The sequence below is a fragment of the Schaalia radingae genome (assembly GCF_900106055.1).
Classification (GTDB): Bacteria; Actinomycetota; Actinomycetes; order Actinomycetales; family Actinomycetaceae; genus Pauljensenia; species Pauljensenia radingae_A.
In genome coordinates, this window is record NZ_LT629792.1 from 654,291 (window position 1) to 679,554 (window position 25,264).

Annotated in this window: 24 protein-coding genes; 10 read left to right on the forward strand and 14 right to left on the reverse strand. The window is 55.0% G+C overall.

Going from position 1 to position 25,264, the window contains the following annotated elements; all coding sequences use genetic code 11:
• Complete coding sequence (locus BLT69_RS02770; protein ID WP_227469053.1) at window positions 1-471, forward strand: GtrA family protein; 471 nt, start codon at window positions 1-3, stop codon at window positions 469-471.
• A gap of 541 nt (window positions 472-1,012) precedes the next feature.
• Here the strand turns inward: BLT69_RS02770 and BLT69_RS02775 are convergent.
• A complete protein-coding gene (locus tag BLT69_RS02775; protein WP_157886323.1) occupies window positions 1,013-1,834 on the reverse strand; it encodes a type 1 glutamine amidotransferase in 822 nt (273 codons plus the stop codon).
• A gap of 176 nt (window positions 1,835-2,010) precedes the next feature.
• On the opposite strand from BLT69_RS02775, the gene BLT69_RS02780 reads away from it, so the two are divergent.
• The gene (locus tag BLT69_RS02780) at window positions 2,011-3,195 is read left to right on the forward strand and encodes a cobalamin-independent methionine synthase II family protein (protein WP_070725048.1); all 1,185 of its coding nucleotides are present in this window, start codon (window positions 2,011-2,013) and stop codon (window positions 3,193-3,195) included.
• 184 nt (window positions 3,196-3,379) lie between these two features.
• Here the strand turns inward: BLT69_RS02780 and BLT69_RS02785 are convergent, their stop codons facing one another.
• The 7 genes from BLT69_RS02785 to BLT69_RS02815 all read right to left on the reverse strand — a co-directional run bounded on the left by BLT69_RS02785 (window position 3,380) and on the right by BLT69_RS02815 (window position 8,640).
• On the reverse strand, window positions 3,380-4,684 hold the full coding sequence (locus tag BLT69_RS02785; protein WP_070725050.1) for an alpha/beta hydrolase-fold protein: 1,305 nt from the start codon (window positions 4,682-4,684) through the stop codon (window positions 3,380-3,382).
• Window positions 4,685-4,789: 105 nt separating this feature from the next.
• A complete protein-coding gene (locus BLT69_RS02790; RefSeq protein ID WP_070725051.1) occupies window positions 4,790-5,179 on the reverse strand; it encodes a DUF2185 domain-containing protein in 390 nt (129 codons plus the stop codon).
• Window positions 5,179-6,057, reverse strand: coding sequence for a DUF2185 domain-containing protein (locus BLT69_RS02795; RefSeq protein WP_157886324.1), 879 nt, complete (start codon window positions 6,055-6,057; stop codon window positions 5,179-5,181). The genes BLT69_RS02790 and BLT69_RS02795 overlap by 1 nt, the downstream gene beginning before the upstream one ends.
• A 17-nt stretch (window positions 6,058-6,074) precedes the next feature.
• Window positions 6,075-7,673, reverse strand: coding sequence for an HNH/ENDO VII family nuclease (locus tag BLT69_RS11025; protein ID WP_070725055.1), 1,599 nt, complete (start codon window positions 7,671-7,673; stop codon window positions 6,075-6,077).
• Between the two features lie 3 nt (window positions 7,674-7,676).
• On the reverse strand, window positions 7,677-8,012 hold the full coding sequence (locus BLT69_RS02805; protein WP_058236276.1) for a hypothetical protein: 336 nt from the start codon (window positions 8,010-8,012) through the stop codon (window positions 7,677-7,679).
• A gap of 11 nt (window positions 8,013-8,023) precedes the next feature.
• Window positions 8,024-8,323 (reverse strand): hypothetical protein, encoded by a 300-nt coding sequence (locus BLT69_RS02810; protein ID WP_070725057.1) that lies wholly within the window; start codon window positions 8,321-8,323, stop codon window positions 8,024-8,026.
• A complete protein-coding gene (locus tag BLT69_RS02815) occupies window positions 8,323-8,640 on the reverse strand; it encodes a hypothetical protein (RefSeq protein ID WP_070725059.1) in 318 nt (105 codons plus the stop codon). Before BLT69_RS02815 ends, BLT69_RS02810 begins: the two co-directional genes overlap by 1 nt.
• A gap of 205 nt (window positions 8,641-8,845) precedes the next feature.
• Here BLT69_RS02815 and ilvD point away from each other — a divergent pair, with 205 nt between their 5' ends.
• The 5 genes from ilvD (at window position 8,846) to BLT69_RS02840 (ending at window position 15,616) form a co-directional block, all read left to right on the forward strand.
• On the forward strand, window positions 8,846-10,720 hold the full coding sequence (ilvD, locus tag BLT69_RS02820) for a dihydroxy-acid dehydratase (protein WP_092648347.1): 1,875 nt from the start codon (window positions 8,846-8,848) through the stop codon (window positions 10,718-10,720).
• A gap of 538 nt (window positions 10,721-11,258) precedes the next feature.
• On the forward strand, window positions 11,259-12,479 hold the full coding sequence (locus tag BLT69_RS02825) for an ABC transporter substrate-binding protein (RefSeq protein WP_227469055.1): 1,221 nt from the start codon (window positions 11,259-11,261) through the stop codon (window positions 12,477-12,479).
• A gap of 11 nt (window positions 12,480-12,490) precedes the next feature.
• The gene (locus BLT69_RS02830) at window positions 12,491-13,417 is read left to right on the forward strand and encodes a carbohydrate ABC transporter permease (protein ID WP_227469057.1); all 927 of its coding nucleotides are present in this window, start codon (window positions 12,491-12,493) and stop codon (window positions 13,415-13,417) included.
• A complete protein-coding gene (locus BLT69_RS02835; protein WP_058236281.1) occupies window positions 13,407-14,258 on the forward strand; it encodes a carbohydrate ABC transporter permease in 852 nt (283 codons plus the stop codon). Before BLT69_RS02830 ends, BLT69_RS02835 begins: the two co-directional genes overlap by 11 nt.
• 14 nt (window positions 14,259-14,272) lie before the next feature.
• Window positions 14,273-15,616 (forward strand): alpha-L-fucosidase, encoded by a 1,344-nt coding sequence (locus tag BLT69_RS02840; RefSeq protein WP_257525393.1) that lies wholly within the window; start codon window positions 14,273-14,275, stop codon window positions 15,614-15,616.
• A gap of 100 nt (window positions 15,617-15,716) precedes the next feature.
• Here BLT69_RS02840 and BLT69_RS02845 read toward each other — a convergent pair whose 3' ends face one another.
• The 6 genes from BLT69_RS02845 to BLT69_RS02870 form a co-directional block, all read right to left on the reverse strand.
• Window positions 15,717-15,923: a hypothetical protein gene (locus BLT69_RS02845; protein ID WP_157886325.1), complete on the reverse strand. Its 207-nt coding sequence runs from the start codon at window positions 15,921-15,923 to the stop codon at window positions 15,717-15,719.
• A gap of 44 nt (window positions 15,924-15,967) precedes the next feature.
• Complete coding sequence (locus BLT69_RS02850; RefSeq protein ID WP_092648349.1) at window positions 15,968-16,501, reverse strand: hypothetical protein; 534 nt, start codon at window positions 16,499-16,501, stop codon at window positions 15,968-15,970.
• Window positions 16,502-16,540: 39 nt separating this feature from the next.
• Entirely contained in the window at window positions 16,541-16,771 is a 231-nt protein-coding gene (locus BLT69_RS02855) for a hypothetical protein (protein ID WP_092648350.1), read from the reverse strand.
• A 1,083-nt stretch (window positions 16,772-17,854) separates the two neighbouring features.
• Window positions 17,855-18,805, reverse strand: coding sequence for a carbohydrate ABC transporter permease (locus BLT69_RS02860; RefSeq protein ID WP_070725063.1), 951 nt, complete (start codon window positions 18,803-18,805; stop codon window positions 17,855-17,857).
• The gene (locus tag BLT69_RS02865; RefSeq protein WP_092648351.1) at window positions 18,802-19,686 is read right to left on the reverse strand and encodes a carbohydrate ABC transporter permease; all 885 of its coding nucleotides are present in this window, start codon (window positions 19,684-19,686) and stop codon (window positions 18,802-18,804) included. Before BLT69_RS02865 ends, BLT69_RS02860 begins: the two co-directional genes overlap by 4 nt.
• Before the next feature lie 8 nt (window positions 19,687-19,694).
• Complete coding sequence (locus tag BLT69_RS02870) at window positions 19,695-21,044, reverse strand: ABC transporter substrate-binding protein (protein WP_082628475.1); 1,350 nt, start codon at window positions 21,042-21,044, stop codon at window positions 19,695-19,697.
• Between the two features lie 185 nt (window positions 21,045-21,229).
• Between BLT69_RS02870 and BLT69_RS02875 the strand changes: the two genes are divergently transcribed.
• The 3 genes from BLT69_RS02875 to mobA all read left to right on the forward strand — a co-directional run bounded on the left by BLT69_RS02875 (window position 21,230) and on the right by mobA (window position 25,237).
• Complete coding sequence (locus BLT69_RS02875) at window positions 21,230-22,273, forward strand: LacI family DNA-binding transcriptional regulator (protein WP_074026145.1); 1,044 nt, start codon at window positions 21,230-21,232, stop codon at window positions 22,271-22,273.
• A 52-nt stretch (window positions 22,274-22,325) separates the two neighbouring features.
• Window positions 22,326-24,266, forward strand: coding sequence for a glycoside hydrolase family 2 protein (locus BLT69_RS02880; protein ID WP_082628476.1), 1,941 nt, complete (start codon window positions 22,326-22,328; stop codon window positions 24,264-24,266).
• Window positions 24,267-24,604: 338 nt separating this feature from the next.
• Window positions 24,605-25,237 carry a molybdenum cofactor guanylyltransferase gene (gene mobA / locus BLT69_RS02885; RefSeq protein ID WP_257590389.1) on the forward strand — a complete coding sequence of 211 codons (633 nt, stop codon included), beginning with the start codon at window positions 24,605-24,607 and terminating at the stop codon, window positions 25,235-25,237.
• The last annotated feature ends 27 nt before the right edge of the window (window positions 25,238-25,264 follow it).

Here is a 25,264-nt window from a genome sequence, read left to right on the forward strand (position 1 = left end):
ATGGCACAACGATCGACGAAAGTCCAGGCCGTTATGTTCGTGCTGCTCTCGTTGAGCGCAGGCGTGATCGAGGCAGTGTCTTACCTGCTGTTGGATTGGTTGACTCCGCTGCCTTATGACTGGAAACACGTCATCTCAATTATCTTGTCAGTGATCTGGAACTTCACGCTCAACAGGCGCTACACCTTCCGATCAGCCAACAATGTTCCGATCGCCATGGCGAAGGTGGCCCTGTTCTACGTCTTTTTCATCCCGATCACTGCGTGGCTAGGCCAAGTGGTCGCCAATGCTGGGGTGAGCGAAGTCCTGATCAAAGCGGCGACGATGGTCCTCAACGGGGTAGGAGAATTTGTGTGGTGGAAGTTCGTGGTCTTCCGTGGCAGTGAGGATACGAATTCCCTCGCCCAGCACGCAGACTCCGCCAACAACATGGGAAGCGCAGAACCTGCAGGTCACGCCGAAACTGAGTGAGCAGGGTAGGCATTGCGTCCTGGTATCTGTGTTGAGTGAGCCGGGCAGGCGGCGCGTCCTGATATCTGCGTGCCTGCGCGCACGATGCCCTGGGTTTACCCCCTCGCGAGTGCACATTCCCCTAGATCTAGCCTCCACGGGTGCACATTCCCCTAGATTTTCGCTCCTTTTTGCACAATCCCCTAGATCTCACACCCGCCCATTTCACCGCGGTTGTGAACATGCAGGTCACCGGGCATTCTCATTTTCGAGGGTGGCCCCGCCCGCTGTTGATCTAGGGGTTCGTGCACACACAGCCCTCAGATCTAGGGGCTTGTGCACGATGGAGCCTAAAATCCAGGGCATCGTGCAGCACACAGACCATGATCCGATCACTGCTCCACCCCGCGACAAGACCACGACACAACCAGCCAGGCAAGAACCAACCCGCCGCAGCATTCCGCGGGGGCGCAGGGGTGACGGGTCGCAAGCAGGCGCCTCGCCATTCGGGAATTGAGGGCCGACGGGAATTGAGAGCTGTCGGCCGCTGAAAGACACGCGCTTACAGGCCGCTGACCAACCACTGTGCGAGGCGCCGACAGCCCGCGACGATATCGCGCTCATGCCTGTCAAAATCATCCAATATCTGGTTCGCATCGTCTTGACTGAGGCCACTGGTTGACAGGGACTGCTCCACCCACGCGCGATCCACTTCCGGGTGGAATTGCACGCCGAGGGCGTGCGACCCTACCGCGATCGCATGGATACACCGCTCAGAGCGTGCAAGGACGCGAGCCTGCGCAGGCAGCTCGTCAATCGCATCATTATGGTCAGCAAAGACAACGGGTATACGTGAAAGATCATCGACCAGACGGATCCACGGGCCACCCTCGTCCATCGCGTTACTGAGTTGGTCAGCTACCGCTGGCACCATGATGGCTGCACCTGTAGCCGAAGCGACCGGGGTCATCGGAACGGCGGCGTCAGACTCGAAGGGCGCCTCCCACTCGACAGGCACGATTCCCATCTCGTGGAACTGTGGATCTGAGCAGGCGACCGAGCCGCCGGCCGCTCGCGCGATCAGTTGGTGTCCCAAACAGATACCGAGCGTGCGCACTCCCTCGTTCATGCAACGCACCAGCAGAGTGCGGACATCAGGCAGCCACGGGGCGCGCTCGTCATCATAGGCGCTCATTCGCCCGCCGAGGACGACGATGGCATCAGGCGCGGGGAGGTCGGAACCGTCGGGCGGCAGGGCGCTGGAAACGTCCTCACCGTTCCACGGGCGCACCAGTTGTATCGAGGCTCCAAGGTCATCGAGCGCGGAGACGAGACGGCGCGCATCGACGTCTTCTTCATGTTCAATAATCGTGATCACAGGCACGGATGACACGTTAGCGCGACTTTAACGGCAACACCACAGGATAAGTGGTCTAGACGAAATGAGGAAGTGGCGCCCATCTGGTGGGATGCTCGTCGATTATTCATCTGAAGTTCTGTACTTTAGGGGGGTGCGCGTCAATCGGGAGGCGCACTGAACTCGTTAACGAGGAGATAAACATGACTATTCGTACAACGCACGTTGGCTCGCTTCCGCGGACCCCGGAACTGCTCCGGGCGAATGCAGAGCGTGAGCGAATGGGCGAGGAAGCGTTCATAGCGCTTCTGCAGGAAAGCGTGGACGAAGTCGTGACCCGCCAATACCAGACTGGATTGGATGTGGTCAACGACGGCGAGTACGGCCACATGATGACCCAGACAGTCGATTACGGTGCATGGTGGTTTTACTCCTTTACCCGCCTGGGTGGACTTGACCTGCGGACAGATCCCCAATTCAGCGTTGAGCCTGCGCCCTCCAGTGGCAAAGTCAAGCTGGCATCATTCGGTGAACGTCGCGACTGGCAGGCATTTTCCGACGCCTACTCAGATCCGGCTTCCGGCATTCACATCGCCACCGATCAGGGCCCCGAGGCGTTCCCCGTCATCACCGGTCCTCTGACCTACATCGGTGCAGATGCCGTCCGTCATGACGTCGAAGGCCTGACGCACGCACTGGACAAGAACGGGATCGACCGCGGCAACGGCTTCATTGCATCGGTCGCACCCGGGTCGGCTGCCCGCATCGGCAACGAGTACTACAGCACTGAAGAAGAAGTACTGGAAGCCTGCGCGCACGCCCTGCACGAGGAATACAAGGCGATCACTGATGCCGGCTTTATCGTGCAGATCGACGACCCCTCACTGGCCGAAGGCTGGGACCAGGTCAACCCTGCTCCCACCTACGAGGATTACCGTGAGTTCGTTCAGACTCGAGTCGATGCGCTCAACCTTGCGCTTGAAGGTATCCCGGAAGAGCAGGTGCGCCTGCACCTGTGCTGGGGCTCATGGCACGGACCTCACACTACGGACATCCCACTGCGCGAGATCGTTGATAACGTGCTGACGGCGAAGGCACGCTACTTCTCATTCGAGGCTGCCAACGCGCGCCACGAACATGAGTGGACCGTGTGGCAGGACGTGAAGCTGGCAGATGACAAGGTACTTGTGCCTGGTGTGGTCGGCCACTCCACAAACGTGGTCGAGCATCCCGAGCTGGTGGCCCAACGCATCCAGCGTTTTGTGGACATCGTGGGCTCTGATCGCGTGATTGCCTCGACGGACTGTGGTCTGGGTGGACGCATCTACCCGTCGATCGCATGGGCCAAGCTTGCCGCACTGGTCGAAGGGGCCCGCCTGGTGAAGTAACGCTGACTGGTCACCTCCACCGCTATTCACCGCGATAGGCGAGGTGGTGCCGCGCTGAATACCGGCGCTGCCACCGACGGTAATGGACGAGGGTGGCCTTATCACTGAGGGCGGGGAGTCTGAAAAAACAGGCTCCCCGCCCTTTGTGCAGTCACTTCATGTGCTGTGAGCGTGAGATCGTTTCCTACAGGTCTTTCTTGAATGCGACGTTGCGGATGAAGTCGTTGAGCTCTGCGCGCCAGATATCCCACGAATGGATGCCGGGCAGGTTGAACTCAGCGACGTCAACACCGATATTTCGCAAGGATTCGGCCCGTGCAGGGGATGATTCGGAGATGAAGAACAGGTGGTCCTGCAGGCCCGTTCCCACGTGGATGGTGCCACGCAACGCTGCAATGTTCTCACGTTCAGCGCAGGTAAATGTCGAGCTGAGTTTGCCTGCGCTCCACAGACCGTAATACTCGAATGTGCCCGGATACTTCGTCAGCAGCTCAATGGCGCGTGCACCGCCCAGTGACAGGCCGGCAAAGGCCCGGTCCTTGGCTTCAGTCGACACATTGAAGTGATCCTCCACAAATGGGATGACGTTTTCCACCATGTCGTGCCCATAGGAAGTTGACAGCACCAGGCTGTCAACGCCCAGGCCGTTAAAGTTTGTTGCCACGATGACGGAAGGCTCCGCTGCCCCCTCGTCAATGGCGTTTTCAAGGATGTAGGGTGCTGCCCCCTGAGTGAACCAGTCGGTGTCATTTCCGCCGAAACCGTGGCTGAGGTACATCACGGGGTAAGGTTCTGCACGATCCGGATCATATCCGCGGGGTAGATAGATGGACAGCGGGTGCGCGCCTTTAGGCGCCAGCGAATAATGCGTGTCGTATGTTTCATGGACGAACGTCCCCATCTCATCGGCTGGGCGAGGCGCCTGATAGGCGTTGTCGTAGGTCGGATAATTGGGATTCTCCGGCACGAAGACCTGCGACAGGCTCTGAGATGAATACGCCGGCAGCTCTGCCGCCATCCCCGGGTTCGCAGGATCTGCGTGACGTTGGCACGAATCGACGGCGATCGGCGGGCACTCATGGGTGAATGAATAGCTGAAAGTACCTGAGGGAAGGGGCACCTTCAGTTCCCAGATACCATCATCGCCCTGATTCATCTCCAGAAGTTTCCATGGGGCGTTGGGAACGTCCCCTGGCTGCCACAATGCGGGAATGCGGTGTTCTCCGCCTCCCAGAGTGGTGATGCGATCAGGTTGAGAAAAGAACCATTCACCATAGATCTGCACGGAATCGACATATGCGGGCGCCTCGTAGCGGAACGTTACCTCGTACCCGGTTGGTCCCGTATCGGTACGGGTGACAGTGGGGCCGAGGGGAAGCTGCTCGTCTTGTTCAGCGGCAAATGATGAGCTGCCCGCTGCGATGAGCGAGAGTGCCAAAATTCCGGAAGCAAATAGTCGGTGTCGTGCGATGTGTCGTGTCGAGTCCACGATGTCTCCTCGAGTCGGCGGTTCTGCAGGCCATTCGGCAGCCGTGCTCCTATGTACGTGCCACAGTAACGAGGGTGAGTCGATGCGTCAATACGTGCAGGGGCTTTAGTCCTCGTGGGTATCTTCTGGTGAATCACCGTCAGAGCTTGGCCCTATGACGACGTCGCCTGTTTCGTTGTCCATAAAACGCCGCCCCTTCTCATCAACCACCAGCTGCACGTCCGTGCCAACAGGCAGGTCGTACAGGCCCATCACCGCAGGCTCAATTCTGATTGCGTGATTGAACGAGATAACAGTGAAGTTCGAGGGATCAGCCAGGTACTCATCAGTGTCGATATGGGAGAAGAAACGCCACCCGTTGTCTTCGGGGCGGGCCGATTCCTCTCGCACGCACCACTTCAGACGACCTTCACCCGACAGGATCGTGTTCGTCACCAGGCAGGCGCCGGACTTGGGGATAAATTCGGGGATCTCGGGGGATTGCGTATCAGCCATCAGCTTGATGCTCCTTCAGATGTCTCGTGAACAAAAGGCCACGTGCCCGGAACGAGCCGATCAGTTGTCGTCTCCACAATGGTGGTGCCTACTGATCCTTTCACGATGCGAACGTCCGTGCCGCTCGGCATTCCCAGCACTGACATCACCACGGGGGTGCTGGCAACAATCGTACTCAGTGGGACGATCTCCGTTGCGACGTTTTTCGGTTGTCGCGCGTCGTCGCCCTCATGAATAAACAGCCAGCCCGAATCGTCGTCGGCCGACGGTTGTTCGCGAATACAGCGGGAAACAGGGCGTCCCTGACCATCAGCTCCCACCCGGCACGTGCCGAGGGAGTCGGCCGCAGGGCAGTAGCGTTCGCGGATGTAGGACTGGACACGTCGGGCGAGGGTGGCGCGGTACTCAATGCGGGCCAGAGCGTCGAGGGGGCACGCGCGATAATGCGATGAGCTGGCGGTGAAGTCGAGCAGATGCGGCGAAGAAAACCACAGGTCATAAAGGTCGGCAAGTTCGTCGTCCGTGAAAGGCAGATCGACGAGCCATGCGAAAGCGACCTCGTTGTTTGCGTTGCGGTGATTGATGTCGACGCCGCGATCAAGAAAAATGCGCGCCAATTTGAGGTCACGGTGCAGATCATGTTTTCTGGATGAGAGCAGGACATGCAGGGGCGAGTTCGCTTCCGAGCCTGCCGGGGTCAATGCGCAGTCACGCTCCAGGAGGAAATCAGCTATGTCGTAGCGATCGGGACTTTTAGTGTTGGCCAGAGCCGAAAAGATCAGTGCCTGACCGTCGAACGCCTCGCGTTCGTCGCCGTCAGTGAATTGCCCGAAGAACTCGTCGGCGGTTTTCAAGCGCGCTGTTAGAGAGATTTTCATACCCGCTCCCATGCAATCTACTCAGCTCGATGGCTCCTGTTTGATGATGGTAACTCAGGGCGATAGTTTGCAGGATCGTTATACCAGTCGCGGAATTCTTGTGGTGTCATCTCACCTTTCAAGTACAGCTCATGCATATCGGAGTACTTGTGTCCAGGCCGGTGTCCCATGTCCCAGACGCCCTTTCGGGGTTGTCCCGGCTCCCACTCCATGACCGTGTCCGTCAGGGGGTCACGCACCTTTCCGTCCACTGAATCCTCCACCGCATTTTGCCAGACTTGCTCTGGGACGCCTTTACGGAGGGAGGGGCGAGAATCCTGGTAGGGGAGATCTTCGACGACGGATACCGGCTCGATGTGGTCGGTTGATACGACGTCGTCAGCCACATTGAGGGCATCGTGGGTTGAATCAGCTGCCCGGGCGCCGTCAGCCAGATCATCGGCACCTCGGATTCCCCTTGAGGAATCCGACAGGTCATCTGCATGATCAAGCAGACGAGCAGTGCGTGATGCGTCGGAAATATCATCGGCCGCGTTGAGCGCTCGAGTACCGTCGCCAATATCGTCCAGCTTGCCCAGCGCCCGTGCACCGTCACCCGCACTATCCAGGCCGCGCAGAGCTCGTGCCCCGTCCTCGATATCGTCCAGGCTGTTCAGTGCATGTCCCGCAGTTGACGTGCCTTTGGTCAGAGCCGTACCGCTGCCGGCGGTGAGGAGCGCGATCGCGACGTCAGGCACGAGGTGTCCAACTGCACGGGCAGGATCGTCGGCCCACGTGTCCCAGTCCAGGACTCCCTTGCCGATTTGCTTGCCAAACTCCAGCGGATCCTTCTTCAGCGCGCTTAGCATCGCGGAGACGTCATCCAGAGGAAGCTGGAGCTTGGCAACCGCTTCGTCGGGTGTGAGGTCGCCGGTCGCCAGTTTCGTGAGGCTGTCCAGCATGAAACCTTGAGGGCCTGTGATGAGGTTGAGGAGGTCACCGACTGCCTCACCGGCGCCGACGAGGATGCCACCGACGAACGCCAGTCCACTTTCCAGCCAGTTGCGTTTTGCGGGTGCAAACTCGCAGGCGGAACGGATCGTCTGTGCGCATGCCTGCGCACATTCGTCCAGGCTGGCGACAGTCTGATTAAATGTATTAATCGCATCTTGGCGCATGGGTTCACCAGGGTCAACAAAGGGCGCGATTGTCACTGCGAAGGTGCCGAACCCGTTGACTGCCTCCCAGGCAGCTTTCTCCTGCATTCCCCTGGCGACCTCAGCTTCATAAGCTGCGCGTGCCTGCTCGGTGACCCGGTTGCCTTCTTCGTAGAGCGCGCGGCATGCCGCAGCACTGTCCTGCGCATGAGTCAGGTTGTCCGCGTACGAATCCAACGCGCCAGCAGCTGAGGAGAATCCTCCACTTGCTTCCTGCCAGCGTTGTGGCTCCACGCTGAAACGCTCCCGGAATCGATCAGCTGCACGCCCTATCCACCCCTCGGTGGAAATCGAATCCAGCGCGCGGGCGATCTCTGAGTAATCGCTGCTGCGCGTACGTACAGTTGAGGCGCGTGATGAGATGGCTCCCGCGTTCCCTTCGATGGTGAAAACCGGTGCACCCTGATTCTCGACTCCCATGGCTTACTGCTTCCCTGCAAGCCCTGGCAGCTGGGCGGCTGCAGATGCGAGTTGTGACATCTCCTGCGCCGCTTTCGTGTCGTAATCAATGTAGTTCGAGGCGACCTTGCCCAAACGCCCTGCTACTTCCGTGATGTCGTCCGTCATGTTGTTGATGCCGCGTTCCCACCGTGACTGAAACTCATCAACTGCCGACCACATGATGTCATTGGCCAGATCAGCTTGGGTAGGAACGTAGTCGGAAATATCGTTGTCTTTTTTGAGCTGAACTGCTTCGCTCGTTTTCTGGGCGGCCGTAATGAGGGCTTCGATATCGACCTCAAAATCATGACTGGGCATGGGGGATGCTCCTAATCCAAAATTGCGACATTCTTCGTTTCAGTTTCATGGGCGAGGGTGCGGACGCGATCAACCGATGACGATGCGGCCTTCAGAACGTCACTGATGGTGCGGGCGTGGTCTGTCAGTTTGTCGAGGTGTTGGTCATGGGAGACGCGGGATTCGGAGCCTTCAACCCAATCGTGGACAGTTGAGAGCACATCTGCCGCCATTGCGCGGGAGTCTTGCGCAAAAGTGAGCGAAGCTGCTTTGCACGCCTGCTGCATAGCCTGGGCGGCATCATCGTGGAAAATTAAAGATGTGGTGCTCATTACGATCCTAGACGTGTGGAGATGCGCGGATTGAAGGTTCCAGTGGTGTGCGATTCAGTCGCCGCAGTCGTCTGGTCAACGGTGGTCAGCGCCTGCGCGTGCTTGCTGAGCGCTTCAGAAAGACTGGCAGCCGATTCCCCGATGGAATTGACTGCCGCCATAAAATCTTTCATTCCTGAGCCTGTGACGCGCGACGAATTGCACTGGATCGTGTTCGCGCAGTCAGCGAAAGCTGTGCGCGTAGTATCGAAACACTCGCTGACGATCCCGGCAGCGGCCGTTTGCTGGCCAAAAGTCATTCCCATTCCCTGGGACATAAGTCTCACCCCCTGACGAACGTAAAGGGTGAATCTATGTGAGACAAGACCCTCCTCTTTTCTGTGACTCACGTCACTGGAAAAACCGACCTTGTTTACCTGACGGCAACGTGGTGGTCACCTCACTGTCCACGCTGTGGCCCTCCTGACGCACTGTCACCAAGAACTCTCTAGGCTAAGAACAACACCAGGAGGAGGGGTACTGATGGCTCGACAGCTTCGTTCAGCAACGTCGACTCAGGGACGCAACATGGCGGGCGCTCGCGCGCTGTGGCGCGCAACCGGAATGGGAGATTCTGACTTTGGCAAGCCGATCATTGCCGTCGTCAACTCCTTCACCCAGTTCGTTCCCGGCCACGTCCACCTCAAGGACATCGGCCAGCTGGTCGCTTCTGAGATTGAAAAATCCGGTGGCGTCGCCAAGGAATTCAACACGATCGCCGTTGATGATGGCATCGCTATGGGACACGGCGGCATGCTGTACTCCCTGCCGTCACGCGAAGTGATCGCGGATTCGGTCGAGTATATGGTGAACGCACACTGTGCCGATGCAATGGTGTGCATTTCCAACTGTGACAAGATCACGCCCGGCATGCTGATCGCAGCGATGCGCCTCAACATTCCGACGGTCTTTGTATCCGGCGGTCCGATGGAAGCAGGCAAGAACATTCCTGAAGACGCCATTGTCGGACCGTCGCACAGCGGTCACGGCAACCTCATCACCGTCATGAACGCAACTGCCAACGATGCAGTCTCTGACGATGAGCTTGGCCAGATCGAACGTCTCGCGTGCCCGACGTGCGGTTCATGCTCGGGTATGTTCACTGCTAACTCGATGAACTCGCTGACTGAGGCACTCGGACTGTCCCTTCCCGGCAACGGCTCCACGCTGGCTACTCAGGTCGCGCGACGCGGATTGTTCGAGCGTGCCGGTCGTCTCGTCGTTGACTTGTGCCAGCGCTACTACAACGACGAGGACGACTCTGTTCTCCCGCGATCTATTGCGACGAGGGATGCATTCTGGAACGCCATGAGCCTGGACATGGCGATGGGCGGATCTTCCAATACTGTGCTGCACTTGCTGGCAACTGCCGCTGAAGCAAAGGTCAATTTCACATTGTCGGATATTGCTGAGCTGGGGCGCACCGTACCGTGTCTGTCAAAAGTTGCGCCGAACCACAACGACTACCACATGGAAGATGTCCACCGCGCCGGCGGCATCCCGGCCATCCTAGGCGAGCTGGATCGTGGGGGCTTCCTGCGTCACACGGTGCACGCCATTCACTCCCCGTCCCTGGAGCAATGGCTGGCAGATTGGGATGTTCGAGGCGGGCACGCTACTGATGAAGCAATCGCCCTGTGGCACGCAGCTCCCGGCAACGTGCGCACCACCGAACCGTTCTCAACGTCCAATCAGTGGACTGAACTGGATCTAGATACTGTGGAAGGCTGCATTCGCGATGTCGAGCATGCCTACACGGCCTCGGGTGGACTGACGGTGCTGACGGGCAACCTTGCTCCTGAGGGTGCCATCATTAAGGCCGCAGGTATCGATCCGTCCCTGTTCCACTTTGAAGGAACGGCGCGGGTCATGGAGTCGCAGGAAGAGGCGATCGAGAAGATCCTGGACAAGACGGTGCGAGCCGGTGACGTCGTGGTGATCCGTTATGAGGGGCCCTCAGGTGGGCCGGGAATGCAGGAGATGCTTTATCCCACCTCGTTTATCAAGGGGCGCGGTCTGGGCAAGGAATGTGCGCTGATAACCGATGGCCGTTTCTCCGGTGGCACGTCCGGCATCTCGGTGGGACATATCTCCCCCGAGGCTGCTGCTGGCGGCTTGATCGGCTTGGTTGAGGATGGTGACCGGATCATCATCGACGTCAACGAGGGAGTCCTGTCACTGGATGTGCCCGACGAGGAAATTGAGCGTCGCCGCGCCACGCAGGAACGCCGCGAGAATCCGTGGACGCCTGTCAATCGTGACCGTCAGGTCTCAGGCGCACTGAAGCTGTATGCCGCTACTGCGACCTCCGCATCGACGGGTGCGGCACGCGATATTTCCCTGATCAGACGCAAGTAATTCACGTACCTGCGAAGCGGGGGAGTGCTGTGCTGTGTTCTGCCCCGTCGAGAACGTTAATGTCACGTTTCTTCTCTCAAATGAAAGGAGAGCCGTGGCTTTTTCGTTATGGTTTTTATGTTTTTTTGTTTACTTTGAGATTCGTTTTTTTTCGAAACGTCGTCACAAGTGTCTGCCGGCACCAATCCTGACGCTTCATTTGAGAGGAAAAAATATCGTCTGAGCCTCCCAAAAGTTGCGACAAATCGCGCAGTTTTTCGAGAATGGTTTCCATTTGTCTCTTGCTAGAGGTACTGCACAGCAAGAGGTGGTGTGTTTGGATGTGTGGAAGCATCTGAGGGTTGGGGGCTTATGAAGTGACTGTGACCTGCATCAATGCGAGTTTTAGAGATGGTGATCTTTCTTTAGAATTTGGGTTTAACAGGGACAATCGTTTTCGGCTTGTGTTTGTTAGCTCATTGCTGATACCGTTACCGTTAACGGAAAGTTTCTTTTGCTTTTCGGATTGGTCGAAGATGACAGTGTTAACAAAGGAGTAATGATGAAGCGGATAGGCTCTGCAATCGGTGTGGCAGCATTGATCGGCGTGTTCGCCCTGACCGGGTGCGGTGGAGGGTCATCCTCCAACAGTGCGAATGCAATGTACACGTGGATCTCCAACGAATCTGACCGTGCACAGTGGCAGGCGTTCGTCGACGGTGTCAAAGAATCAGATCCCGAATTCAACCTCGAAATGGAAGGCCCGTCGTTCCAAGACTACTGGACAAAAGTCAAAACCCGAATGAGTGCTTCAGACGCACCATGCATTTTGACCACTCAGGCCGCACGCGCACAGGAGCTGAAGGAACTGCTCGCTCCCCTCGATGAGTTGGTCGCCAGCAATAACGTTGATATGAGCGCCTACAACGAAGCAATGCTCAAGGGACTTACCGTTGATGGGAAGCTTCGCGCGATTCCTTATGACGCAGCGCCGCTGATCCTGTACTACAACAAGGACCTGTTCGACCAGGCCGGTCTTGAACATCCAGGAAAGAACTACACGTGGGATCAGTTCGTTGCGGATGCAAAGGCATTGACGAATGGTGATGTCTATGGAGTGTCCATTCCGCCCATCTTCCAGACGCCAGCTTCGATTGTCTACGCCAATGGTGGGGCCGTCGTGGAAAACGGAGAGCTCAAGCTTACTGAGCAGACCACAGTCGATTCTATTCAGGACGTTTTTGACCTTGCCGCTAAACACAAAGTGATGAAAGCGCCGCTGGCTGCAGATGCTGAAGATATCCAACTACAGACCTTCCGTGCCGGCAAAGCTGCAATGATTATTGATGGCCCATGGGTTTATGACTCGCTCGTCAGCACCGAGGGACTGTCAGTAGGAATGGCAGTCGTTCCATCGCGCAGTGGAGAGTCGATTGGCATGGTGCAGGGATCAGGGTTCGGAATTTCTGAAAAATGCGCTGATAAAGAGACAGCCTTCCAGAACATCATGAAGATGACCACTCCGGATGTGATGCGCTATGTTGCTCGGTCGCACGGAAACGTTCCCGCCATTGACGCAGCATTCGACGGTTGGGCAGAAGGCAAGGATCCGAACGATGTCGAGATCGTCAAGTACATGACCGAAAATGCCAAGACCTACGAAACAACGGAGAACTGGCAGCAACTTGAAGTCGAGTTCACACAAAACGTATCAAACGGCTACACCGGCGAGAAATCTGCACAGGAAATTCTCACTTCATTAGAGAACTCCATTAAGTAACGGGTAGATTCATGGCTACTCAACTCACAAAGACTCGGGTCCCTGCCAAGGTCCCGAAGGGAACATCACGGTGGGATCCAAAGGCGTTTCCGTATCTGGCGCCTGGAATGACGGGGTTCTTCCTCTTCATCGTTCTGCCTTTGGTGTTCTCGCTGATTATCTCGCTTTTTGACTGGCAGCTTTACGGTTCTCCCACCTTCGTTGGTGTCAGCAACTACGTGAATCTGCTCAATGGGTCAGATCCTGCATTCTTTCGGGTCCTGTTGAATACGGCGATCTTCGCCATTTTCTACACGACTCTTAACCTGATTGTCTCCACACTAGTGGCCGTATGGCTCCAGAGTGTGGGAGGCCGTCTGGCAGGTTTCTTCCGCGTCATCTTCTTTATTCCCGTTGTGACACCGATGGTGGCCAACGCACTGGTGTGGCGCCTGATGCTGGATGAACATGGGGTGGTGAACTCCTTCCTGGGGGTTCTCGGAATCTCCGGACCGGCATGGCTCGCGTCCGAAACCTGGGCAATGGTTGCACTTGTCATGATGTCGTTGTGGCAGGTCGTGGGATACAACATCGTGGTTCTCGGTGCGGGGCTGAACAACATCAACCCCTCGGTGCTGGAGGCCGCTCGCGTGGACGGTACGGGGCCTGTCCAACGCTTCACGAAAGTGATCTTCCCGCTACTGTCGCCGGCACTGTTTTTCTGTACTGTCATGACGCTCATCGGTGCGTTCAAGATTTTCGCTCAGCCATACATGCTGACTAAGGGCGGGCCTGGAAACTCAACCACAACGATTGTCCTTTACCTGTACAACCAGGGATTCAGCTACGACAAGTTGGGATACGCCTCAGCTATTGCCTGGGTCCTCTTCGTCATCGTCATGTTGATTACCGCTGTGCAGTTTGCGGGACAGAAAAAGTGGGTGAATTATGATCAGTGAGAAGCGCATGACTATCGGCAGGGTACGCATCAGCAGGATTGTTTCGATCATCTGTCTGTTTATCGTCGGTGCAATCTTTGTTTTCCCGTTTATCTGGATGTTCGCGAGCGCCCTCAAACCTACTGCTGAAATATTCAGCTCTGGAGGATCGCTGTTCGGCTCACGAATCGCATGGGAGAACTTTTCGCTGGTCTTCACGGCAGTGCCATTCCTGCGGATTATTCTGAACACCTTCTTTGTTGCAGGTATTGGTGCTCTGATCGCATGCACAGTATCGGTGCTGTCCGCTTACGCGTTTTCACGCATCGAATTCAAAGGTCGCTTTCAGTTGTTCGCCGCATACCTAGCGACGCTGGTACTGCCTATGGAGGTTCTGGTTATCCCTCTGTATATTGGTGCCAATCAGCTGGGATTAGTCGATACTTACGTGGCGCTGATTATGCCGTTCGCATTCGGAGCGTTCGGAACCTTCATGCTGCGTCAGTTTCTCCTCTCCCTTCCTCGTGACTACGAGGAAGCTGCGAGGATCGACGGAGCCGGACAACTGCGAATCCTCGTGTCGGTGATTGTGCCGCTGTTGAGGGGTCCACTGTCAATTGTGGCCGCTTTCGCATTCATTGACTACTGGAACAACTTCCTGTGGCCATTGATCGTCATCAACAGTTCGGACAAGGCCACGATCCCACTGGGCCTCCAGATGTTCAGCGGCGAACGCGGAACGGACTGGGGTGCGCTCATGGCGGCGGCCAGTGTGTCGGTGCTCGCATCGCTGGTGATCGTCATCGTGATGCAAAAGCAGCTGGCACGCGGAATTAACTTGGGCGGCTTCGGCGGCCGATAGGAGAGATACTCATAATGTCAGGAAAGGACAACATGGACTGGTCAGATCTGGAGCGGCCCACACCGCAGTGGTTCAAGAACGCCAAGCTTGGCATTTTCGTTCACTGGGGGGTGTATTCACTTCCCGCATGGGCGGAGCCCACGGCAGAACTGGGAACTGTCGAGGATCCACTGGAGTGGTTCACCCACAATCCCTACGCGGAGTGGTACTACAACACGATCCGTATCCCCGGCTCGCCTGCAGCTGAACACCACAGGAAGGAGTGGGGCGGCTGTGACTATGACGACCTGCTGGATCAGTGGCACATGGACTCTTTTGACGCCTCCGAACTAATGGAGCTGTTCAAGGAATCAGGCGCTGACTACGTCGTACTGACGACCAAACATCACGACGGCATCACCTTATGGGACGCTGTGGGGACAGGAGACCGCAACACGGTTAAGCGCGGACCGCACCAGGATCTGGTCGGAGCCTACGCTGACGCTGCACGCAAGGCCGGATTGCGATTCGGCACATACTATTCCGGTGGCCTTGACTGGCATGTGCGACCATTCCCGCCTCATACGACACACGAATCAGTCAACGAAGGGGATCGTCCTCGTGATGAGGAATACGCCAAGTACGCGGCCGCGCATATTGATGAGCTGGTTGAGCGCTACCATCCGGACGTGCTGTGGAACGACATCAACTATCCCGATGCGGCAAAGAACACGACCGAACCATACGGACTTGGTCAGCTTTTTGCCCGCTACTACGAAGCCTGCCCTGAAGGCGTCGTCAATGACAGGTGGAAGGTGCCGCACTGCGACTATGTCACCAGCGAGTATCAGATGAACCTTGACAATGAGGACCTGGGTATCTGGGAAAACTGCCGCGGACTCGGATTGTCATTCGGTTACAACCAGGTTGAAGGCCCTGAAAACGGACCGCATCCGCGTACCTTGCTGCACACGATCGTTGACGCAGCAGTGCGTGACGGACGAATCCTGCTTGGCGTTGGCCCCAAGGCGGACGGAACCATTCCCGAGTGGCAGGCAGATTCACTGCGGGCGATCGGCCGATGGATGCAGGTTGCACATCCGATACTGGCTGGAATTGACCATCGTGGATCGGCGACTGCGTCCGCGTCTGATGGTGCATGGGCAGAAGTGGGATCAGACGGAACCACCGAGTTCCTCTTCGCTGCTCCGGAAGATCCGACAGTGGACAGCGCCGAATTCGATGTCGAGCTGACTGACGCTTCAGTCGCAACGGTTGTCCCGGTCCAGGGAGTACGCGTGGATCAGGACGGCACATGCCTGCACATTTCGTGCGAGGCGGGCTGGGCAGGGCCGGCGATTATTGAATTGAGCAAGTAGCGCCTACCGCTCCGCTGCAGCGAATAGTTGCACTGCGCACTGAGGGGGGAAGGAACAGCTGTTCCTTCCCCCTCAACGCGTGAGGAACTCACATCACGCTCTACCGATCGGCATGGCGACGGCGATTCGCCGACACTCCCATCACAAGAAGAGCGAAGAGACTGCTCAGCATCAGCAGGGAAGCAGTGTGCGCTCCCGTTTGTGCCAGCCCTGAAGCAGAGCCGTGCGACGACGTGATGCGACCAGTCGGATCAGACGCTGACGTCTGGCCGGCGCCGGGGGTGTTGACAGTCAAAGTCACAGGCACGTCACGGCTCTCCGTTTTGACGCCGTCACCCAAAGCCAATGCGTTCAGACGATCCCTGTTTTCCCTTGACCCGCAGCCAGAACGGTGTGACCAGCTAGAATCTCTTCCGTAGTGAGGCTCTGCGCAGTTTTGACCACGCGATGATCAGAATCGAGCCAGACTTCCACCGCGTCAGGATAGTTTTGCAGCGATGTTGAACCGCGTTGGTAATCACCCCATCGAGAGGTGTAGACAGTGATTGCATCGGAAGCAAGAGCCTGCGTGTTGACTGAAGAAATCGGTGCCGTCCAGTCCGAGGCAGAGACACTGCCCTTCAGTGTGACGTCGGTGATGGAGGCTAGCTTGTTGTGATCCATCACCAAGGACATTGCAGGCGCACCGGGAAGCGAGCTCTTGACGATTCCTTCAGAAGGATCCACACCCATGCCACGGGAAGATCCGGAGTTGTTGATGTCAAAGGCATCGCCATTTACTGCTGCCTTGATGTCATCTGTTACTTGAGACATTTCAACCAGGGTGGCCGTGTCGGCGGCAATACCTGAATCGAGGTAGTCCAGTGATACCTCAGGATTGATCAAGTCGACGTCGAGAACTGCGCCCTGCTGCCACCCTCGTGGTTAAAGGCGCTCGAACTCAGTCAGCATGATTCCCGGTCCAACCTGTGTTTCTTCCTGTCGGATCACGCTGGCTTGACCGCTCATTGTCAGGTCAAGGTATCCGGATGCCGCAGCATCTGCGGAAGATTCGGCATACGCAGCGAAAATCGGATGGGAGCCGATCCCGATCCCTGCGATCGCCAACATCGACGCAAGCAACATGGTTGCCACGCGTGATGCATTTCGGAGCATCTTCTTGATTCTTCCTCTTACATAGCCGTGAAGCTTGCCGGAAAATTGCGCACGGCTCGATAGCGGCAACGTATTCGTGAATAAGGTCGCGTACTGTGCTGATGGGCAATAGTGCTGGCGCTGAATGTGAAGCTGCGCAGCGGTCAACCATCGTGGCGGGCTTCAATAATCACCATGGCACCTGATCGCGGTCGTAAGGTGATCGGACCGTGACGGGAAAGTGACGCCCTATCCAACTCATCCGCGGTGATGTCAAGCGGAACGGCAGCGATAGCTTCGAACTGAAGTGTTCTGGTTGTGTTCTTACCGGTTGCTGGTTGAAATGCACACCTGTTGATACAGGACAACGCCCAAGACTGAACCAAGGGATATATGAGAACACCAGGAGCTTGGAATCATAAGGTAACGAGCCCACACGACCTAATGAAATTGTGAAACCTGCTTCAGCATTCTCGCGCCAGCCCGACCGCCCGCCCTCATCGCCATTACTCTTAGTGATGTGAATAGCGATCGTTCCAGTTCGGTCGAGCTACCGGAGACTTGGCGGGCATGCTGGTGGCCAATCTACAATCTGTTGCGGCGATGGGGATGCCAAGCTGCGCCCTACTAGCGCGAGATGCGTTCGTGATAAATTGTTTGTTAAGAACTACGGAGTATTTATACGAAGGCTTCTGGGGCTGATGGGTGCGAAAAATAGGGCCTGCTGCCTGGCGTGCCGGCTGAAATGTTGCCCAAAACCAAGCTGTCAGGCTGATGAGATGTACTGAAAATCTGCGACGCTCCTAGAGGCTGCTCTCCTGCGACGACGTGGCCACGCGCAGACATCCGACACGTGCTTTCGACCTAGGTGCAGCGCCGGTCTAAGTCAGACACAGCACAATGAACTGTGGCTGTTAGCCGGCAACTACCTAGGCGCGCACTTGCTGTGGTTCTTTGCCGTGTTTGGGACTGATTCGTTTAGTCGCAAAATCGTCAGTTAGGCAGGAAGATCAGCAATGAACAACTTAAGTCCCTCGGCTGGAGACTTCAGAACAAGAAGTGGAACCAGGCCCACGACACTTGACAATCTTGCTTGCTTCGTTCCTATTGCCCGCCCATTCCTGTTGTTGCGAATCCTTTGACAATCTGACGTTGGAAAATCATAAATACGATGACAAGAGGCAAGGCGCCTATGACAGCACTAGCCATCCCCTGAGCGTATTGCACGCCATAGGCGTTCTTGACAGTACCCAGACCAACGGGGATCGTCATGAGGTCAGGCGAGTTCGTAATGATAAATGGCCAAAGGAAATTGTTCCAGCATCCAATAAAAACAAAGATGGCCACGGCTACAACAATCGAGCGAGATAGCGGAAGAACCACAGAAGTGAGAATCTTGAAGTTCGAGGCACCATCTAGACGGGCAGCTTCCTCTAGCTCTACGGGCAGCTGATCGAAGAAGTTCTTCATCACGATAACCATTAACGGTGCCACCACTTGTGGCAACGCAACACCTGCCAAGGTGTCTGACAGTCGCATAAACCTCATCTGTTCGAATAGCGGAACAATGAGGATCTGTGGCGGAACCATGATCGCAGCAACTGTCAACGCGAAGAATATCTTTCTACCCGGAAAGTCATGACGAGAAAACACGTACGCTGCTGGAACAGAAACAAGAAGCGTAATGAGGGTGACGGCTGCAGAAACGATGAAGGAATTCCACAACCATAATGGAATATCACCTGCTTTAAACACCGCTATGTAGTTTTCAAAAGTCCATCCTTGCGAAGGCCAGAACTGAAGGGGTGCCGCAGAGGCATCGGTTTCCTTTTTGAAAGACATCTGAAGCGCAAAAAGAATTGGTATGGCCCATGCCAAAGCGGCAATTGCTAGTGCTGCAAAAGCAGAAATTTGCGCTGCCGCAGAATTTCCCAGTGTTAAGGAACGCGCCTTAGAGTTTTCAGAAGACTTAACCAAGCGGGGAGAACGACGCGTCGATGACGTCTGAGATAAATCGTTCATACCAATTTTGTTAGCAGTTTGGGTAGTGCTCATCGTTGCTCCTCTGGTTTGTGATTAACGATGGTGATTTGAATGATTGACACAAGCACGATCAGAGCAAAGAAAACATAAGAAACAGCTGAAGCGTACCCGACGCGGTATCCGCTGAAGCCGACATCATATATGTACTGAATAATCGAACGTGTCGCACCATCTGGTCCACCAGCGGTCATCAGGAAAATCTGATCGAAGACTTTAAGCGATGCAAGAATCTGCAATAGGACGATCATGATTGTTGTCGACTTCATAAGGGGCAGTGTCACTGAGATCAAACGTCTCCATGATCCAGCGCCGTCAACTTGCGCTGCTTCGTAGATTTGATCGGGTATGTTTTGCAGTGCTGACAGGTATAGGAGGAAATTGAATCCTATGGTCCACCACACGGTCGTAAGGGCAATTGACCACATTGCCACTTGGTTGTCGCTGAGCCAGCCGATTTGATCAATTCCCAGATGCTGTAAAAGCCCGTTGATAAATCCAAAGTCATTTGCATACATCACTCCCCACATCGCGGTAACGACAGATACCGGCAGGAGGTACGGAGCGAAGAATGTGAGTCTCCAGAGCCATTGGCCAGGTAAACCTGTGACAACGAGGTAAGCGAGGATGAAGGAGAGCATCACCAGAGGGATGGTCGAAATGAGGGTGAAAAAGATAGTATTACCAAGGCTGGACCACATTTCGGCGCTTGTGAGGGTTTCAATATAATTCTGAAGACCTACGAACTTAACGTTTCGTGAGGCTAGCGATTGGTTCGTGAAGCTCATCCAAATTCCCCAGATAATAGGAGTAATCAGGAAAAGAGTAAATACGACCATATACGGAAGTGCGAACCAAACTGTTCCGCGGGAAGCTAGTTTTGATTGTGTTTTCATGACGATCTTTACTCGGTTGGATTAGGTTGCTGGGCAATTGACGATGCGGTCTCAAGCATTTGCTCGATTACTCGTTTTGGCTCGGTGGTGCCTCGGAATCCTTCAATCAGGTGTTGGCACATGCGATTTTGGAAGTCAGTTCCTGCCCCGGCATACCAGACAGGTGGATCAAAGATCACGGTCTGTGCTGCATCTGCATATTGATTTTGCAGCTCTAGTTTCTGATAGTCCGGCTTTTCCTGAGAAGGCAGATATCCAGGAATGTGGCCGGCTTTGCCCCAGCGGTCGCCCAACTTCAGCATTGCTGCAACGAATTCATAGGTCTTTTGGCGAAGATCGTCAGTCATGCGGCGATTAGTCGGCAAAACGTAGGTATGCGAGTCGGCGTAGTTGGCAGGTTGACCAAACATAGTGGGAGTCGGTGAGGCTGCAAGCGCAGGTACGTTTTCAATGAATCCGTTTAACTCCCAAACCCCGGAGAAAATCAGAGCATTCCTGCCTCCGTTAAAAGCAGATAAAGCTCCGCCATAGTCTTGGTCTTTTGCCATGCACTTGCCGTCCATCCACATGTGAACGGCCTCAACTACTTGGGCCGCTTTGTCAATGTCCAGCTGTGCCCGCTGTCCGGCAGAAAAATCATATCCACCACCGGTTTGGTTATAAAGTCCCCAGAAAAGACGCCATGCTTGCGCAGTGTCGAGTTGGAAACCGAACGCCACGCCCGGGCCACCGATAACCTCACCCAGTTTGACGCCGACTTCATAAAAGGCCTCGGCTGAATCGACCTTGAGTCGTCCATCGGAGCCGAGCACACCGGCCTTGTCTGCGACATCCTGGTCGTAGAAAGTAATAAAAGGATGGGTGTCGAGAGGAATAGCGAACTGCTTGCCTTCGTATGTTCCTGCGCCAAATAGCGCATCAGTAAAGTACTCCGGACCTACGTCAAATTCTTGAAACAGCTTCATGTCCCACGGCTCAATAAGGCCTCCAGGTGCGAAACCAGGCATGCGCGAAACGTGCATGATCGCAGTGCTAGGTGGTGCGCCAGAAGCCGATGCCATCGCCAACTTGGTGTAATAAGGGTTTCCCCAGCTGAGAGTAGTGGGAGCAACGAATAGGCCAGGATGTTCTTGGACGATTGACTCGATCATCGCGCGCGTATTCGCGCCATCCGCTCCGCTGAACAAGTCCCACACGCTCACCGTTACTTTCTGCGATGCTGAAGACGAGCAACCAGAAAGACCGGATGTTAAGCCGAGTGCACTAAGACCCAAACCGAACAAGCCTAAAGCGGAACCCTTTATAAAAGAGCGCCGTGAGATTCCACTGCTAGAAAGCATATTGTCCTGATCATCCACGGCCAAACATGCCACCTTCCTGATCAACGTTGATTGGCGGAAAAAGCTGCAATGGGATTGCAGATTGAATTCTCACGTGAGAGTATGGCACTTGACTGCAGTGAGGTCAAATGAAACAGCACCGAGGAGAGTCTGAATGTCGCTCATTGATGAGCGCCTAGAGAACCAGGAGTACCTGCCCTAAAGTGAAAAGAGCAACCATCAAAGACGTGGCAGCGCGCGCAGGTGTGTCGTGGAAAACGGTATCGAATGTCATGCACGGAAGACCATGCGTCAGCCCTGACACCAAAGATCGAGTAATGGCCGCAGTGAAAGATCTCAACTACATTCCGAATTTTTCCGCGCGCGATATTAGAGGTCATGCCACCAGAAGAATAGGGCTTGTAATACCACATTTGACTAACCCATATTTCGCAAGGTTGGCAGAAAAGTTTCATATCATTGCAAATCAAGCAGATTATACTATAGAAATTGAATTGAGTGGACAACATGGTGAAATAGAGCGTCGCTATGTGTTAGGCCAATTATCACGATCAATAGATGCCTTGATTATTTCTCCAACTTTACCCGATACGACGAAGCGTCTAGTAAAACGAGATGATATGCCGGTTGTTCTTCTAGGCGAAGCAGTTACCGATCGTGGGGCAATGCATCACGTATCGATTGACAACGTGGCTAGTGCTGCTGAACTGACAAGGCATCTAATCGGAAAGAACACGCAGAGAGTTGTTTTCTTAGGGGCTCAACATGGTGCGTCGTCCACCGGATCTGAACGCCTCATAGGCGTCGCCGCCGAGTTGGACAAAGCGCAGATTTCTCCTGATAGGAGGTTGTTCGTCTCCAGTGCGGAATGGAGTCGCGAAGAGGGATATCGGTTGACAAAACAATTGATCCAGTCCGAAAAATCCCTGGGGAAAGTTGGAGATGTCGTTATTGGAGGAAATGATCTTCTTGCCCTGGGTGCTATGGATGCATTTCGTGAACAACGCATTCGGGTCGGTGAGACAGTGCGTGTAGCCGGGTGGGACAATATTCCAGAGAGTGAAAGCTCGTTGCCCTCACTTACTACTATTTCTCCTGATTTGGACTCCCTTGCACGTCTTGCATTGTTTCTGGCAGTTGGTGATGACCGATTTCTGGAGAGGGCAAGTTATAGCTCGGTTACTACTGTGGGGCCTGGCATTTCTTTTGTGGTTCAACATGAAATGATCATTAGAGAATCATCGTGAGATAGCTAAAGAATTTCACAATTTGCCGATTGAAATATGAGAGGAATTTGAAATGGTGAATAAGCAGGCTGAGAAAAAAACATCTCTGGATGACGTGCGTGAAAGAGCAAGAAAATTGGCCGCACTCCTAGATGGGCCCGCAGATAAGGAGAGTGGGTCATGTAAGCCTGAACACCCTAGACCTCAGTTTGCTCGGAAGAATTGGGTCAATCTCAATGGTCAATGGGAATTTGAGGTTGACCCTGGAGACTCTGGCCGTGAGCGGGGTTTGCTGGATCGGCAGTTAGCTGATTCTATCGAAGTCCCATTTGCGCCTGAGTCGAAAATGTCGGGAATTGAAAACACTGATTTCTTGAACGCGGTCTGGTATAGAAAAACGCTGACAGTTCCATCCGAATGGAAAGACGATGATATCCGACCGGTTTTGCATTTCGGAGCGGTCGATCACGATACGACGGTTTGGGTTAACGGAGTCGAGGTGGCACGGCATCGGGGCGGCTTTACACCATTCGACGCAGACTTGGATGGTGTGGTTGGTGCCGGTGAAGAGGCGACTGTTGTTGTTCGAGCTCGCGACTTACGCGGCATGCCTCAGGCTCGCGGAAAGCAGGCTACGTGGTATGACTCGACACACTGCCAATACACGCGTACGACAGGAATTTGGCAGACTGTTTGGCTGGAAGGCGTCCCGCGGGAGCATATTAAGTCAGTTAAGGTGTTTCCGAATATGGGAACGCAGAGCTTTGAAGTGACAGCTTCGGTTTCGAGGAGCGTATGTGATGGTCAACTGAAGGTCGTTGTGAGTGAGCCTGAGGGAGACTTTGTCGCGTCGGCCCACGTAGCAGTTGGGAAGGATCTATCTCCAAAAGTCGTAGTGGAGATTCCTGCTGAAAAAGTTCGTATATGGGGACCGGGAGATCCAGAACTATACCGACTGACGATACTGCTGGCAAACGAGGACGGATCGATCAGGGATGAAATTTCGTCGTATTGCGGTCTTCGTTCTATCTCAATTAAGGGCAACGAGTTCCGGATAAATGGGAAGAAGATTTTCCAGAGACTGGTCCTGGACCAGGGATATTGGCCAGATTCCTTGATGACTGCACCGAGTGATGATGCAATTGTCGAAGATATTCAACTGGCTCTTTCTGCCGGGTTTAACGGTGCGCGGCTTCATCAAAAGGTTTTCGAAGAGCGCATGATGTTTTGGGCCGATATGTACGGCTATCTTCTCTGGGGAGAATTCGGAGACTGGGGAGTTTCTGGTCGAGGACCTCTTGGATACAATCAGGAGCCTACTGCGTCGTTCGTTACGCAATGGATTGAAACACTTAACCGGGATATTTCACACCCAAGTATCATCGGATGGTGCCCATTAAATGAGACGCACCAAGTGCTGCATGATCACATCACAGTGCTGGATGATGTCACGCAGGGAATGTACTGGGCCACAAAGCTGGCAGATCCGACTCGCCCCGTGCTTGATGCATCCGGGTATTCGCATAGAGTCCGCAGCGCAGATATCTATGATTCGCATTCTTATGAGCAAGATCCTGCAGCGTTTAAACGTGAACAAGCAGGTTTGAAAGACGGAAAACCGTATGTCAATCGAGTGGTCTTGGAAGACAACACGATGCCCTTTGCAGATGGGCGTTTTTCGATTGATTACGACGGCCAGCCCTTCTTCGTGTCGGAATTTGGCGGCATCTGGTGGAATGAGGAAGAGGCAAGAAATCGACGAGGAAACAACGATCAAGCTGAATCGTGGGGCTACGGAGATAGGGTGAACAGTCTGGAGGAGTTTTACGAACGATTCGAGGGATTAGTACAAGTTCTCAGCTGCGACAGCAACATGTTTGGGTACTGCTACACCCAGCTGACAGATGTTTTCCAAGAGAAAAACGGAATCGTCAATTTCGATCGCACGCCCAAATTCGATCATGAAAAGCTGCGTGCCATTCAAGAAAGAACGGCAGCATATGAAAAAGAGTGAGGCCACCGGAACCTTTGAGGTTATAGGACATTTTCTGTTGCTTTTGAGTTCCATGCGTTGTGGTGGGCGTATCGGGGGACGATCAGTGCCCTGTACTGGAGTGTCCTAGATTTCGCTCTGCTCCTTATGGGGATGCCTGGATGGTGGCACGGCGCTGAGTACATTTTCATGATTGGACGGTGTCCATCTTCGGATTGGTCAGATGACACGCGACCAAGGAGTTTTCCCGGATTGGTCCTCAGCCGGGAAGGTAACATGAACGTGACAGTTCGCAACCCAAAGCCACTACTGAGCCTGCCCGCATGTCCACTGCGCATGGCCAACAAGGGGAGCCCGACATGAGCATGCATCATCTTGCAGGCGTTCTCGTGCTGGCAGGCGGAACCGCAGCCCGCATGGGTGGAGTGTCCAAACCGGACGTGATGGTCGCGGGAAAGAGGCTTCTCGATCATGCGCTTGCCGAAATCAGCCGCACCGCCCCTCGCGCACGCATCGTCGTCGTGGCGCCCCCCGAAGTGTCAGTGCCGCCCAGCGTCATTCGCATACTCGAGGATCCGCCTTTTGGCGGGCCGCTGGCCGGTTATGCTGCGGGATTCCATGCGCTCACGATTGACGAGGGCGCCCTCGTGGCATTCATGACGTGTGATGCACCACTGTCGGCGCGATTATTCCCGGCGCTGCTAGAAGCGTTCGAAGCAGAATCATGCGACGGTGCAGTACCGGTTCAGCACACGCCAGAAGGCGACATTCTGCAACTCACCCAGGGAATCTATCGATCCGAATTCCTGCAAGATGTCATGCGCGATCACGTGCGCAACAAGTCCTTGCGGCGAGCGTTTTCAGATGCGCATCTTGTCGGCGTACCGGATCAGTCGCAATGCGGGTTTGACGTGGACACGTGGGAAGAAGTCGCAACGCTCGAAGAATACCTGCTTTCCGATGACGGGCGGGAGGCGCGGTCTGATCTTTGATGCCGAGCAGACTGCCTTAGTTGTGCG